At 46.5% G+C, this 14,327-nt stretch carries 15 protein-coding genes; 3 read left to right on the top strand and 12 right to left on the bottom strand.

Annotated features, from left to right (window positions below):
* The first annotated feature begins 241 nt into the window (after positions 1-241).
* Positions 242-856 carry a YagU family protein gene (locus tag H0247_RS14215; RefSeq protein ID WP_180743124.1) on the top strand — a complete coding sequence of 205 codons (615 nt, stop codon included), beginning with the start codon at positions 242-244 and terminating at the stop codon, positions 854-856.
* Between the two features lie 227 nt (positions 857-1,083).
* On the opposite strand, the gene H0247_RS14210 is transcribed toward H0247_RS14215, so the two are convergent.
* Positions 1,084-2,061: a hypothetical protein gene (locus tag H0247_RS14210; RefSeq protein ID WP_180743123.1), complete on the bottom strand. Its 978-nt coding sequence runs from the start codon at positions 2,059-2,061 to the stop codon at positions 1,084-1,086.
* 15 nt (positions 2,062-2,076) lie between these two features.
* Positions 2,077-3,861, bottom strand: coding sequence for a hypothetical protein (locus H0247_RS14205; protein WP_180743122.1), 1,785 nt, complete (start codon positions 3,859-3,861; stop codon positions 2,077-2,079).
* Positions 3,862-4,243: 382 nt separating this feature from the next.
* Between H0247_RS14205 and H0247_RS14200 the strand changes: the two genes are divergently transcribed.
* Both H0247_RS14200 and H0247_RS14195 read left to right on the top strand, forming a co-directional pair.
* A complete protein-coding gene (locus H0247_RS14200) occupies positions 4,244-4,750 on the top strand; it encodes a TIGR00645 family protein (RefSeq protein ID WP_180743121.1) in 507 nt (168 codons plus the stop codon).
* A gap of 94 nt (positions 4,751-4,844) precedes the next feature.
* A complete protein-coding gene (locus tag H0247_RS14195; RefSeq protein WP_180743120.1) occupies positions 4,845-5,882 on the top strand; it encodes an NADP-dependent oxidoreductase in 1,038 nt (345 codons plus the stop codon).
* A 50-nt stretch (positions 5,883-5,932) separates the two neighbouring features.
* On the opposite strand, the gene H0247_RS14190 is transcribed toward H0247_RS14195, so the two are convergent.
* The 10 genes from H0247_RS14190 to H0247_RS14145 all read right to left on the bottom strand — a co-directional run bounded on the left by H0247_RS14190 (position 5,933) and on the right by H0247_RS14145 (position 14,217).
* A complete protein-coding gene (locus H0247_RS14190) occupies positions 5,933-6,235 on the bottom strand; it encodes a DUF2645 family protein (RefSeq protein WP_161508757.1) in 303 nt (100 codons plus the stop codon).
* A 43-nt stretch (positions 6,236-6,278) separates the two neighbouring features.
* Positions 6,279-6,710: a hypothetical protein gene (locus H0247_RS14185; protein WP_180743119.1), complete on the bottom strand. Its 432-nt coding sequence runs from the start codon at positions 6,708-6,710 to the stop codon at positions 6,279-6,281.
* 15 nt (positions 6,711-6,725) lie between these two features.
* On the bottom strand, positions 6,726-7,070 hold the full coding sequence (locus H0247_RS14180; protein WP_255433979.1) for a DUF2645 family protein: 345 nt from the start codon (positions 7,068-7,070) through the stop codon (positions 6,726-6,728).
* Between the two features lie 7 nt (positions 7,071-7,077).
* Positions 7,078-7,824 (bottom strand): hypothetical protein, encoded by a 747-nt coding sequence (locus tag H0247_RS14175; protein ID WP_180743118.1) that lies wholly within the window; start codon positions 7,822-7,824, stop codon positions 7,078-7,080.
* 6 nt (positions 7,825-7,830) lie between these two features.
* Positions 7,831-8,310, bottom strand: coding sequence for an Hcp family type VI secretion system effector (locus H0247_RS14170; protein ID WP_180743117.1), 480 nt, complete (start codon positions 8,308-8,310; stop codon positions 7,831-7,833).
* 539 nt (positions 8,311-8,849) lie between these two features.
* Positions 8,850-9,278: a hypothetical protein gene (locus H0247_RS14165; RefSeq protein ID WP_180743116.1), complete on the bottom strand. Its 429-nt coding sequence runs from the start codon at positions 9,276-9,278 to the stop codon at positions 8,850-8,852.
* A 470-nt stretch (positions 9,279-9,748) separates the two neighbouring features.
* Complete coding sequence (ubiI, locus tag H0247_RS14160) at positions 9,749-10,960, bottom strand: FAD-dependent 2-octaprenylphenol hydroxylase (RefSeq protein ID WP_180743115.1); 1,212 nt, start codon at positions 10,958-10,960, stop codon at positions 9,749-9,751.
* A gap of 27 nt (positions 10,961-10,987) precedes the next feature.
* Positions 10,988-12,166, bottom strand: coding sequence for a 2-octaprenyl-6-methoxyphenyl hydroxylase (ubiH, locus tag H0247_RS14155; protein WP_180743114.1), 1,179 nt, complete (start codon positions 12,164-12,166; stop codon positions 10,988-10,990).
* An 80-nt stretch (positions 12,167-12,246) separates the two neighbouring features.
* Positions 12,247-13,572, bottom strand: coding sequence for a Xaa-Pro aminopeptidase (gene pepP, locus H0247_RS14150; protein ID WP_180743113.1), 1,326 nt, complete (start codon positions 13,570-13,572; stop codon positions 12,247-12,249).
* A 57-nt stretch (positions 13,573-13,629) separates the two neighbouring features.
* Positions 13,630-14,217 carry a YecA family protein gene (locus H0247_RS14145; RefSeq protein WP_180743112.1) on the bottom strand — a complete coding sequence of 196 codons (588 nt, stop codon included), beginning with the start codon at positions 14,215-14,217 and terminating at the stop codon, positions 13,630-13,632.
* Between the last annotated feature and the right edge of the window lie 110 nt (positions 14,218-14,327).

Below are 14,327 nucleotides of genomic sequence, written 5' to 3'. Positions count from 1 at the left end.
TTTCGCATCATTTGGAATATACATTTCGGACACGTTAGAGAATCTTGTTTTTCAATGATTGAGTAAAAGTTTCACAAAAAATCAACGCGTGATGTCTTCTTTTTATTTTTTATAAAATTTAAAATCGCGTTCCTAATAACCAAATGACCTAGAGAGATTGTTCGATATATCAATTAACCTCTTTATAAGGACATGATGTCTATGTAAGACTATAACCTTTAATGGTTAGATTGGTAAAAAAATGAACTTCTTTGAACAAACATCTCCGTCTCGGAGACGCTATGGATTAGCTGCTTTTATTGGTTTGATTGCTGGTATTGTTTCATCTTTTGTTAAGTGGGGCGCTGAAAATCCGCTTCCTCCACGTAGCCCTACGGATATGTTTAGTAGTGCTTGCGTACCTGAATCACTGATTAGAGCTGCTGATCACATTGACTGCTCTCGTAATTTTCTTAACCCACCCTACATTTTTTTACGCGATTGGCTTGGCGTCGTTGACCCTAATGCAGCGGTTTATACCTTTGCTGGCCACGTATTCAATTGGGTTGGTGTGACGCATATTATTTTCTCTATTGTTTTTGCTGTAGGTTACTGCATTGTTGCAGAAGTATTTCCCAAAATAAAATTATGGCAAGGCTTGCTGGCGGGTGCGCTGGCTCAATTATTTGTCCATATGATTTCATTCCCATTGATGGGGCTTACGCCATCTCTGTTTGCTCTCCCTTGGTATGAACATGTGTCTGAGATTGTAGGTCACCTCATTTGGTTCTGGTCCATTGAAATTATTCGTCGTGATTTACGTAATCGTATGACTCACGAACCGGACCCTGAAATTCCGTTGAATGCTGCACGATAGGCTGTGATTTTATTTTAGATAATGTGAAATATTGCGATGCTTATTATTTTAGTGTCGCACTATAACTTAACAATAAATATCTCTGTCTACGCTAAAACGCCTTGAGAAGCTCTCAGGGCGTTTTATATATCCAAAAGCCATCGGTGATGCTGTGAGGGTAGTAACACAGAAATATTGACGATGCAGGGAACCTTTGTATTACACCTTCGCTATTTTTGCTCTGTCAATCAGGCAAGTATCAGCGCCTCATTTGCAGCAATGGTTTGTTGTATTTGAGGGGTGTTCAACAGGCTATCTAATCGTGCCAGTGCGGTCCTTAATGGCACAAGCTCCACTCCGGATGCATCGATATCAACAATTCGGGGTTGGTCATCGTTCAAATCGTCAATAATATCCAGAATCCAGGTTATATTCTCACTGACGTTTTCACAAATAACTTTCAATTTTCCATAGAAGCCAGAAATTTGAGTGATTGAGGCCAGTTTCGTACGCGTGTTCTTTTCCTCCTGGTGCAACTCTTCTACTTGTTTTTCCAGTGCGGTTACATTTCCCTCGTAGTGCTTTTGTTGGTCACGTAGTGTGACTTGCAGGTTTCTGGCAACTTTCAGTTTGTTTTCGTCTTCTTTCAACGCATTTTGATAGTTGTTTATTTCATCGCGCAGAATACTGATGCGGGCGGCATCCTGATCGACCAGCGACTTGATACCCAAAATGGCACGGTCAAGACCGAGACAAAAGATCGACAAGATAATGCGACCTGCTGAACTATCATTGAGATCATCAAGCTGTCGTTGATGTTCGTTCCGTTCTCGTTCCGAGTTACTCAGGTTATGTGACAGCGCCTCTAAATGCTGTTGGAGTTCTTGCATATTCACATCCCCTTTTTTTATCTCAATCTCCAGATCCGAAATCTGTGTTTGAATTTTCATCATCTCTGCATTTAATTTACCGCTCTGAAGAATGATCGCTGCAACGGCTTCCGTTACCTTTCTTTGCTCTGTTTTGTAAAGCTGTTCCCCTTGTATTGTCTGGGTGTGTAGATACGTCACGTCATCGGTCATTCTGGTGACAACAGCGATAGCCTCCTCCTTGCGCTGATGATCCAGATAAGTAGCAGCTTCAGTTAACCCTGCGACAACCGTTTTGAGTGCTTCTGATGTTGGTTGCAACTCGTTTTTCTCATAGAACTGTATTTGATTACCCATCTCTATGACTCCTTGTTATTGCGCAATGAGGATGGCACGTTGCTGTTCCAGCTCGATGCTTTGGTTACGGGACGCAAGCAGGTTGTTTTGCACAATGAGGGCAAGATTTTTGGCTAGCTCTGGTGCTTTGCGTATGGCTTCTTGGATTGTCGGGGATTCACTCAAATATTGGACGGCTTTTTTCTGCGCATCGGCGGCGGCCAGAAGGTAATCTCCTGACAAGCCATTTACCGCCACCCATTGGCATAGATAGAGGAAGAACGATCGCATAAAATGCGGATCCTGATATTCTTCCAGACGGGTTTCGAGATCCATTTCCTTGAGATCTTCCAGATCGCGCTGAAATCCGCTGCTGGTCATCCGGTCGCAATATTGTGACATTTGGTCCCAGAACAGGCTGGCGTTGGTCAGCGTGCCGATAACTTTGCCCAAAGCATCTATCGCGCTGTGCAGAGAATTCACTGAGAGTGTGGAATTACCTTGTTCGACTTTGAGGTTCTTCAGGCTTTCTGCATATTCAGCTAGGGCAACCAGTGAGGCTCGTTTTTCTTTCTGTAGTTCAAGCTGTTTGTTGAGTAGATTGATTCTTTCTTCACGGACTGAGTTTTCAGTTGATGCTGCCGTTTCAGCCATCTTGCTGGTTGATGTTGCAAGATTGGTCAGTGCCGTTCCCGCCGCCGCATAGGCTTTACTGCTGTCTTTCGCCTCCTTCTCCAGCGATTTGGCGGTTTTGGTCAGCTCAGGCAGTTTTGCTGCTGCAACGCTATGCTCCGTTTCTTTGTCGCTGCGTTTTACCCGCAGCGCAGCAATATCTTCCGGCTTGGCGGCGCTGTCTTTTTCCAGATTGGTCAGCGCGGTGTTTAGCACATCAAGTTCGTCTTTCAGGCTATTCACAATACTCTGCTGAGCCGACAGTTGATCGGCAGCCTCAGTATATTTTTTCTGAGCCTTATCGAATTCTTGTTTTGCACTGTCCATACTAGACTGCGCGGCTTTGATTTGTGCATTATCGTCAATGGATGAGCCAGCCTTGCTCATTATTGCCGCTACCGGATTTTTGGCGGCAGAATAGGCTCCCAGCCCCGCGCCGATTGCGTTGGTAACAGCGCTGACGATGCCCAACACCAGGGCTTTGGTTGATTCTTCCGCCTCTCGATTTTTGGCGTCTTCATACAACGCCTGAGTGGTAGCAATATCTTCTAATAATGCTTGCTGATTGGCTTCTTGCGCTTTCTGTTTGGCGATTGTTTCTCGTTCGGCTTTCTGTGCGGCGAGCAGTCGATCATTTTCACTGGCTTCTTCCAAAATGGTGTTTGATTTGGCTTTGGTGGAATCAACCTGTAATGCTTTGAACTGTTCGGCCAACAATATGGCTTTTACTGACATCGCACTTGAAGATTCCTTACAGTGCGCCAGTTTTTTGAACGCCAGCTTTTCCTGTCCTTTCGTCAACCAACGATAACATTGTTGCAGTAATTCAATAATATTCTGCGTTTCGCTCTGGAACGTTGTCATGGTGGTAATGCATTCATTACATAACATCGCCAGTCGGCTTTGCAGTCTGGCGATTTCTGCTTGCAACGAACCGCCTTTTGCACCTGCAACACCATGATAAGCGACATAAAACAGTTCGACGGAAAGGTCCAGATTCTGGGTAATGTCGTTAAGGCTTAATTGCCCGAGTACTGATTTTTTCTCTCGTTGAACAAGGGGGTCATTAAAAGGAGGGACTTTGGCAAGGTCATACTGTTTTTCTTCGATAACAACGATGTATCCGGTGTCGTTTCCTGAGTTACTCATATCTTTTTTCTCCTTGTTATCATGAAGGAAATGAAGTGCTGTGCTGTAGACATAGAGAGAACATGACTATTTCAATCTGTTCCCCAGAGTCTATTTACGATTCGCTGGTAGCTTCTGCTCAGAAAGGGCAGCCAAACGACCGTCGACAGCGATAATAAAAGGGTGTGTCGCTATGCACTATTGCCTCAATGGCATAGGCCATCGCGGTTGTGGCGTCTGGATTTCCCGCAATGTCACTCTTTTACTTGTTACTGGTGCAACATAAATGCGCGTGGATAGACGGCTCCTTTCGTCAATGGGGCATTCTGTTCAAGAATTGATTAACACCACCGCAGGACTTTTCGCTATGATTTGCCTCTTTTCCACCTGCATATAGTGAGCTATGGAACGTTTTATTGAGAATCTGATGTACTCATCGCGCTGGCTGCTTGCCCCGGTTTATCTTGGGCTGTCGCTGGGTTTACTCGCGCTGGCGATCAAGTTTTTCCAAGAGGTGGCCCACGTCCTGCCGAATATCCTGGATATCGCTGAAGCAGATTTGGTGTTAGTGCTATTGTCACTGATCGATATGACGCTGGTCGGCGGATTGCTGGTGATGGTGATGCTGTCCGGTTACGAGAATTTTGTCTCAGCGCTGGATATCTCCCAAGGCAGAGAAAAGCTGAACTGGCTCGGTAAGATGGACTCCGGCTCGCTGAAAAACAAAGTCGCTGCCTCGATTGTCGCTATCTCGTCTATCCATCTGCTGCGTGTGTTTATGGATGCCCGCAATATCCCAGATAACAAATTGATGTGGTATGTGATTATCCATCTGACGTTTGTGCTGTCTGCACTTGTCATGGGGTATCTGGATCGCATGTCGCGTTACGAGAAAAGCAAAACGGCATAATAAACGCCGCACGGTTTGCGTAGCCAGAAGAAAAAACCGATCCTATTGTTAATGAAGTGATTTTATCAACACGCTTTGTTTAACGGAGGATACGATGCCGCAAACCGATCAAATTAACCGCCGTGTGGTTCTGGCTCAGCGCCCGCACGGCGAGCCGAAACAAGATACTTTTCGTCTGGAACAGCAGGCCATTCCGCAGGTCGATACGGGGCATATCCTGCTGCGTACGGTGTTCCTTTCCCTTGACCCTTATATGCGTGGCCGCATGAGCGACGCCCCTTCTTATGCCAAACCCGTCGAACTGAATGACGTGATGGTGGGCGGAACCATCAGCCGCGTGGTGGAATCAAAGCACCCGGATTATCAGACCGGTGACTGGGTGCTGTCCTTCAGCGGCTGGCAGGATTATGCGATTTCCGACGGCAAAGGATTAACGAATCTGGGTCAGTCGCCGACGAATCCTTCCTACGCATTGGGCGTGCTGGGTATGCCGGGCTTCACCGCGTATATGGGGCTGACGGATATCGGTCAGCCGAAAACGGGTGAAACGCTGGTGGTAGCCGCCGCCACTGGTCCGGTCGGCGCGACGGTTGGCCAGATTGGGAAATTGAAAGGCTGCCGCGTGGTTGGCGTAGCTGGCGGGGCGGAGAAATGTCGCTACGCGGTTGACGTTCTGGGATTCGATGTTTGCCTCGATCACCGTGCGGATGATTTTGCAGAACAGCTGAAACAAGCCTGCCCGAAGGGAATCGATATCTATTTTGAAAACGTCGGTGGGAAAGTTTTTGATGCCGTGCTGCCGTTGCTGAATACCTCCGCGCGTATTCCCGTGTGTGGGTTAGTCTCCGGTTACAATGCAACAGGGCTGCCTGATGGCCCCGACCGCTTAGCGCTGTTAGCGGGCACGATTCTGAAGAAACGCATTCGGATGCAGGGGTTCATCATCTTTGATGATTACGGGCACCGCTTCGATGAGTTCTGGAAGAATGTGGCGCCGTGGGTGGCAGAAGGTAAGATTAAATACCGAGAAGAGATTGTCGACGGGTTGGAAAACGCCCCCGAAGCCTTTATCGGCCTGCTACACGGTCGCAATTTTGGCAAATTAGTGGTTAGAGTTGGGCCGGATGCGTAATACTCCGGACTCGCCGCTGTGGCGGCGAGTTTTGCACTCGACAGAATGTGTTACCAGTACGGGCAGATAGTCACGCGCGTATAGAAACTGACTGAGTAATACATGAGAATAACAAGGTAGGTAATTATTCTTGGTGGTGTCCGTTTGACTAAAAGAAAAGGAATAGACAAAGGAATGATAATAAAATTTGAAAAACTATCAGCATAGCTTCTCGGGTTTTCACAAAAGCTTTTAAGTGAGCTGTCGCCAAATAACCATTCATATTCTATTGATGAAAAAGCATGAATTAAAAAAAGGCATAGGACAGAATAAGCATAAAAATAGATATTATATATGTGATTTTTACTAATCATGCTTTCAAATTCCTTTTTTAATTTTTATGAAGAATGAATGTTACTATTTAATAAATGAGATATCAATTGTTCTATTTTTATCATCTTGTATTATATTAACCTCATCATGTCCTTTTATCCATACTTCACTTATATTTCCATAAATCCACGGAATGATTTTTGTTTTTTTAAACCCAAGCGTCTCTATGTATTTTATCAATTCAGCTTTACGCTCAGGCATTGGGTTATAAAAAACTACGCCATTGGTTAATCGCCGCGTGCCATCTGGTGAGTAATAGTAAAATTCGTAGTTGTCAGAAATAACAGGTATGTCTTTTACTTCATCTAGGGTTAAAGTATAATGTGTAAAGTGATCATCTTTTTTGTAGTGGTAACTTTCTTCGTAGAATAATCCTGCGAAAATAATAAATATGCCAATTGAGATAAATAGTAAAAATATTGCTTTTATGAAGTCACTATATTTGAATGTTAGCATGTCATCCACTCTTTCTTAATGAGCGATGGAACAGATACTAATCCGCGTATAGAAACGGTATGAGTGGTACATAAGTATCGCAAGATAGGTGATTATTCTTAGTATGTTTCGTTCAATCAGAAGGCGATTAGCCAGAAAAAAGGGTATGGATAAAGGAACAATGATAAAACTGAAAGAACCATCAGCATCGCCTTCTGGAACTTCACAGAAATCTGCAACTGAGTCGCCATCTATCATCCATTCATATTCAGTGGTAGAAAAAACATTGATCCAAAAAAGGCATAACGCAGAATAGGCATAAAAAGATAAATGATAAAAAAATTCTTTTGTGCGCAACATTGATATTGCTCCTGGTTGCATGTTTATCCTACGGTCTTTGCATAACAGTCGTACTGCTATAAAGCAGTTTTGTGACCTTTTCACGATGACTTAGCATCGATCTACCGTACGATGTCCATTCCCTTACTTCTTTCAAATTTTTTTCTGCATTTATCGAGCGAATAAAGTCACTGTGGCTGCGTTCAATACCTCTGTTGTAGCGTGAACCTGCAAGGATTAATTGTTCGTCGGTTAGATTCAAAGTATCAGTACCGGGATAATCATAATTTATTAATTCGTAAAGGTGACGTGCGACCATAGTAAGATTGAAATTATCTTTATTTAGACAAACGGAGATGTACGTTGCTTCAGCATTTTTCAATTCACTGGGATTTTTGCCAAAAATTTCGGCGACCACCCTAATTTGCATAGCGATAATACCTATTGATGTTTTCTCTGGAGGTGGCGTAACTGTATCTTGGTTTGCCCAGTCACTATAGGTATGCTTAGACTGTCTGTAAAATAAAACTGGGAACTTAACATAATCAACCATACCTCCGGCTTCGGAACGAGCAACCAAAGCAAGGAGGATTGCTGGTATTTTATATTGTCGAGCAATGTCTTTTATTTTCTCCTTGTGGAAAATAATATAACTATCCTTGTATTTGTTTAAATAATCATCACCACCAAATGTTTTCCACCAAAAGAAGTCAATAGGCGACCAACGCGGATAGTTATTTCCCCAATCGGAAAAGCTAAGGTCGCATTCGTTGATAATATCATTGAATTTATTCATGGGTTATCAGTACATATTCTCAGTCAATATGCTGTATCCCGATGTACCAGCGATATTGTGTTGGCAGGTAATGCTTTCATAGCGCAGGCTCAGGGTTTCAAATGGCTGCATGTCGCTATGCGTCAATGAATTGGGGTTTTGGTTAGAGAAGTTGACAATAGAGGCATCCCTCAATGTGATGGTCATGTAGTTCTCTTGGGTCCCGCTGGCGGAGGTGCGGTAATACCTCAATTCAACTTCCATTAGCTCATTGTTGGCGATGCTGGTGAGCAAGAGCGGTGTCGATTTATCAACGACTTTGGTCACGGAAAAGGGATGATGATTGACGTGTCGATCTCTTGATAGGTCGTAATTTGTGGCATAAACAAAAATTTCATCTTCGTGACCAGCTATATGTTTATTTCCTACAGAATCGATACTTAAGCACCCTTCAGAGATCAGTCCCTGAATTTTCCCGGTGATCTTCATGAAAATAGAATTAGCCATTCGTGTAACTCCCTGTTAAATAATCCTTGTTGGTAGCGTTATAACGTAAATCTTGATTGAAAAAAAGAAGAACTCGACTATTTAGTAATAAATATGATTCCTGTCAGAAAAATACCCTTTCCAAAAAAATATAATTGATTGTTTTTATTGATAAAATACCACGAGGAATGAACTTTACTTATTAGTCAGCTAATTATATTTTAATGATAAGTTTATTATACCCAATAAACCTCAAGGTGTAGGTTTGAACATCTGAAGGCGATCGTGAATTCTGAATGTCAGTGAGTCTGCTATTTCTGGCGCTTGGTTGAGAAAAAATTGAATATTGCATTCCGAAAGCCGCTTATGCTTTCAAGGTAGTGATTATTTCACGCATGTTCGTTTATCACTTTCCATAAATGCAGGGATAAGGGAATAATAAGGTTTGTTATTTTTATTAATTATAATTATTTTTGGGATGGGTTCAAAGCCAAGGACAGATCAAACGCTAATTTATTCATTTTTAAGCAATTACACAATTCACTCAATAATATTATGAATTAACGTTGTTCCTTGGATAAATCCAACATTAGACATTCGATTTCTTTCATTGTTACTCTGTCTTGCTCTTTTGTTTTAATGATCTGAAAATACTCATCGAATGATGGATAATTACCTAAGGAAAAATCATCAACTAATGGGACTCCAGTACTGTTAACATAATCGAGCAACTTATTGTAAGCTTCATTAATGTTATCTAGATCGCATAAGTATATCGTACTTATCTGAGGGTTTGCCTCATCACTCGGGCCATAAGAAAAATAATAATTCTTTGATAGTCTAGGTGCGTCCCTGATTTTTTTATAGGTTAATGTATAGTACTTAAAAATGTCTTTTTCCGTATAAACGGTATAAGGAACGATGATAAGCCATCCCCAAAAGAACAGCAGAGAAGATAATAAAACAAATATGAATAAGATCGTTTTCATAAGATGAAAACGGCTTTCTCGTGACCAGGTATATGTTTATTTCCTACAGAATCGATACTTACACACCCTTCAGAGATCAGTCCCTGAATTTTTCCGGTGATCTTCATGAAAATAGAATTAGCCATTCGTGTAACTCCCTGTTAAAAAATCCTTGTTAGGAAAGTTATAACGTAAATCTTGATTGAACAAAAGAAGAACTCGACTATTTAATAGGAAATATGATTCCTATCAGAAAGATATCTTTTCCAAAATTCTATAGTTGATTGTTTTTAATGGTAATTAGTTGTGTGGGGCGGTTTTTATTACTCTGCTAATTATGTTTTGATGATGGTTTTATTATATAAATGAAAAGTCGTGGTCGCTTAAATAACAAGAGGGATGGCTAAAGAAATTAGCGATTTAATTAAGAATAACGCGTTATTGATAACTCGCCGCTTAAGCGGCGAGCTTTGTTATTCATTCTGGTTTTACTATTTCCCGACGCTAAGCCAGTCTGGCAGATCGTGTAATCCCATTGCCTGACGTACCAGTGTGGGTTTAATACCGGGTAATTTATCCGCCAGAACCAGACCGACATCACGCAGCAGTTTTTTCGCTGGATTGTCGCCGTTAAATAGTTCACGGAATCCCTGCATGCTGGCGAGCATCACGGCGGCGCTGTGTTTGCGGCGGCGCTCATAGCGTCGCAGGTAAAGATGTTGCCCGATATCTTTGCCCTGTGCCTGTAAGCGCTTCACTTCCGCAATCAGTTCGGCGACATCCATAAAGCCCAGATTGACACCTTGCCCTGCCAGCGGATGAATGGTGTGCGCTGCGTCGCCGACCAGCACCAGTCGGTGTGCCGCGAAGCTGCGAGCGTAGCGTCCGGTCAGTGGGAAAGTCTGGCGTTCGCTTTCCAGTTCACACAGCCCCAGGCGCATATCAAACGCCATAGCGACCTGACGATTGAATTCTTCGGCAGGCAAGCTCTGCATCGCCTGAGCCTGTTCCGGTGAAAGCGACCAGACAATCGAACAAAGGTGAGGTTCGTCCAGCGGCAAGAACGCCAGAATACCGTCACCGTGAAACGTCTGACGCGCAACGGATTGATGAGGGTGTTCAGTTCGAATATTGGCGACCAGTGCGTGATGGCCGTAGTCCCAAAAGGTCAGCGGAATATCCGCATGCTGACGCAGCCACGAATGGGCACCGTCTGCACCGACTACCAGCCGGGCAGTCAGCATGCTGTCGTCCTGCAACGTAATAAAGGCTTCGTTCTCGCCCCAGGCGACCTGTTTTAACGAGGCGGGGGAGAGCAGGGTGATGTCGCTTAACTGAGAAGCGCGTTGCCACAGCACCTGCTGAATCACGGGGTTTTCAATGATATGCCCAAGGTGGGAAAAGCCGAATTCTTCGCCGCTAAAGCTGATTTTGCCGAAACTGTCTTTGTCCCATACCTGCATGTCGTTGTACGGACTGACGCGTTGTGCCACGAGGGTTTCCCAGACGCCGAGATGGCGAAGAAGACATTCACTGGCGGCATTGATGGCGGAGACGCGCAGGGCATGATCTTTCCCGATCGGCTGAGGTTCAGCCGTCTGTTTCTCCAGCACGGCGATACGCAGGCCACTACCTTGTAAGCCGCAGGCTAGCGCCAGGCCGACCATACCGCCACCGGCAATAACCACGTCGAATGATTGCATTTCCGTCTTTTCCTTTGGCGAGCTTAATTAACGTTCTACCCAACCCAGCGTGCGACGAGCAAAGGCGTCGCGCATCAGTGGCAGGTTATTCATGGCGATGAGACCGAGGTTACGGCCAACGGCCAACGCGGTATAGCGGTTGGCGAATAGCCTGACCAGCCCATCGGTGATCGCCACTGTGGTGTTTTGATCGGACGTACGCCGCTGCTGATAGCGATCAAGCACCGTGTACTGGCCGATATCCAGCTGATTTTTCTCCGCCTCGACGAGGGTTTCCGCCAGCGACATCACATCGCGAATGCCCAGATTAAAGCCTTGTCCGGCAATCGGGTGCAGTGTTTGTGCCGCATTACCTACCAGCGCCAGCCGATGGCTAATATGCTGGCTGGCTGTCAGTAAGCGCAGCGGATAGCTATGGCGTTCGCCGATATGAGTGAATTGCCCCAGACGCCAGCCGAAAGCCTGCTGTAACTGTTGGCGAAATGCAGCTTCACTCCAGCCATCGACCTCATGTTGATGGTGTTTATCATGACACCAGACGAGCGAAGAACGGCCGTTGCTCATGGGTAGCAGCGCCAGCGGGCCGTGCGGCGTGAACCTCTCGAACGCACGGCCGCGATGAGGTTCGGCCGTCGTCACATTGGCGATCGTCGCGATCTGATCATAATCATGCTGTTGCCACTGGATACCGCAAGCGTGCGAGAGCATAGAACGAGAGCCATCGGCGGCAACCATCAATTGGCCCGTTAGCTCGGTACCGTTGTCCAGCGTTAGCATCGCGTTCTCTTGCGTCCGCGTGACGGTAACCACTTTGGCTGGGCAGTGCAGGCGCACGCCCGGCGCTTGTTGCAGCAGGGAAAATAGGCGTTGTCCGACGTCGTGCAGTTCAACCACATGGCCCAATGCCTGAACGTGATAGTCCGAGGCTTTCAGGTTCACCACGCTGGCGTGCCCGCGTTCGCTGACGTGAATATCGGTTATCGCTGTGGCATTGCCCGACAGCGTTTGCCAGATGCCCAGCGCGGCTAACTGCTGGCGTGTGCCATCAGACAAGGCGATGGCGCGTGCATCAAAACCTGGGTGTTCCTTGTCGAGCGGCGAATGTGCCTCGATAAGATCGACCGAGATTGTGCCCTGTGAAAGCCGAGAGATCGCCAGCGCCAGCGTCGCGCCTGCCATTCCGCCACCGACAATCATGACTGCCATGCTGTTGTCCTTTGCAATGATGCCCTTGTTCTTTGAAAGTAATTGTTTTTTTTAAAGTAATTGTTCTTTGAAAGTGCGGCTTAGTGCTGCTTGTCATGCCATTGCGCCATCAGCGCTTCAATGTCATCGGCGTCTTTAACTACGCCAGCCGTTAGGTTTTCGTTGCCGTTTTCGGTGATCACGATGTTATCTTCGATACGCACACCGATGCCTCGGTATTGCTGCGGCACCTTGGCATCGGGCGCGATGTAAAGACCAGGCTCAATGGTCAGAACCATACCTGGCTCAAGCGGACGGCCTCGATCGGTTGTACCGTAATCTCCCACGTCATGCACGTCCAGACCCAGCCAATGGCTGAGGCCGTGCATGAAGAACTGGCGATGTGCCTGTTCGGCAATTAGCTCTTCCACGTCGCCTTTCATTACGCCGAGTTTGATGAGCCCGCTGACCATAATGCGCACCACTTCTTCGTTTATTTCACGGATGCTGCGACCCGGACCAAACAGCTCCAGCGCGCGCAGCTGCGAACGTAGCACGAGGTCGTAAATAGCGCGCTGCGGCGCAGTAAACTTGCCGTTGACGGGGAAGGTGCGGGTAATATCGCCAGCATAGCTTTTGTATTCACAGCCCGCATCAATCAGCACCAGATCGCCGTCGCGCATTTGCGTTTCGTTTTCGGTGTAATGCAGAATGCAGGCATTTTCACCGCTGCCGACGATCGTGTTGTAAGAAGGGTAGCGTGCGCCGTGGCGGGTAAACTCGTGGTGAATTTCGCCTTCCAACTGATATTCATACATGCCGGGACGGCATTTTTGCATGGCGCGCGTGTGGGCCAGTGCCGTAATTTCACAGGCGCGGCGCATCACGCTGATTTCCGCAGGCGATTTGAACAGGCGCATCTCATGCACCCACGGTCGCCAGTCGGTTAGCGTGGCGGGTGCGGCAAACCCCTGACGGGTGCCGTTGCGCAACGTATCCAGCGCGGCGAAGACCAGCTTGTCGGCATAATCGTACTGCCCTTGCGCGTGATACACCACGTCCAGGCCATTCAATAACAGGTGCAGTTGTGCGCCGATTTCGCCAAACGGCAGGGCGCGATCAACGCCGAGTTTGGCGGGTGCTGCTTCCTGACCGAGACGGCGACCAAACCAGATTTCGGCCGTCAGATCGCGTACGCGGTTGAAGATCACGCTGTGATGATGTTTGGCATCGCTTTTTACCAGCAGCAGCACGGCTTCTGGTTCATTGAAGCCGGTAAAATACCAGAAATCGCTATTTTGACGATAAGGATAGTCACTATCGGCATTGCGCTGCGCTTCCGGCGCAGAAAAAATAATTGCCGCGCTGCCCGGTGCCATTTTTTCCAACAGACCCTGACGACGACGAAGAAATTCTTGTGGATTCATCACCTGCTCCTGAAAATAGTCCGTGCGGTTACCTTTCCCTTCTGCCTTGTATAACAATCAATGCAGCGTCGGTTTTTGCTGCTCGGGCGCCGTCACAACGCGCTGGCTGGTAAACTCGGTATGGCACAAAATGGCAGAAACGCGAACATACTCAATCACTTCTTCCAGAGATTGCTCCAGCTCTTCCTGATCTTCATCTTCGTCGTAGCCAAGCTGCGCAATGTTACGTAAATCTTCGATAGCTTCTTTTAGCTCGCCTTTAGCCTTGTTCAACTGTGTCTGAACCACGCCTAGCCCAAGCAGGAAGTGGTTGACCCAGCCTGCCAGCGCGTCGGCGCGATCGAAGACGCTCACGTCATCCTGTGAGTCGTCAGGCAGGAAAAGCTGGAACAGAAAACCATCATCTTCCAGCGCTTCGCGCGTGGCCTGATAAAGGTCCTGAAGCGGTTGCGACAGCGTCTGGGTAAACGCCATGCCTTCATTAGTCAGTTCAAAAACCAGCGTTCTCCAACTGTCGTCATGGTTTCCACCACACAGCATCCCACTGATCAAACCGTGCATTTCTGCTGCGGTCAGCGCGACTTGCTGTTGGTGAAGCAGTTGGTCAAGGCCTTTATAGGCGGGAAACGTATTCTCTATAGACATGCGGATTCGTCATCGTTGGCTGGACTGGTTCGTGCTATGCTACCACCAAGCTCCCTTTCGATACCAGAAAGGGCTTGTATCTTAGATCTCGGCTATATATAGTGGCGCCC

The organism is Pectobacterium sp. CFBP8739 (assembly GCF_013449375.1).
Lineage (GTDB): Bacteria > Pseudomonadota > Gammaproteobacteria > Enterobacterales > Enterobacteriaceae > Pectobacterium.
This window is presented reverse-complemented; position numbering and strand designations above follow the sequence as displayed.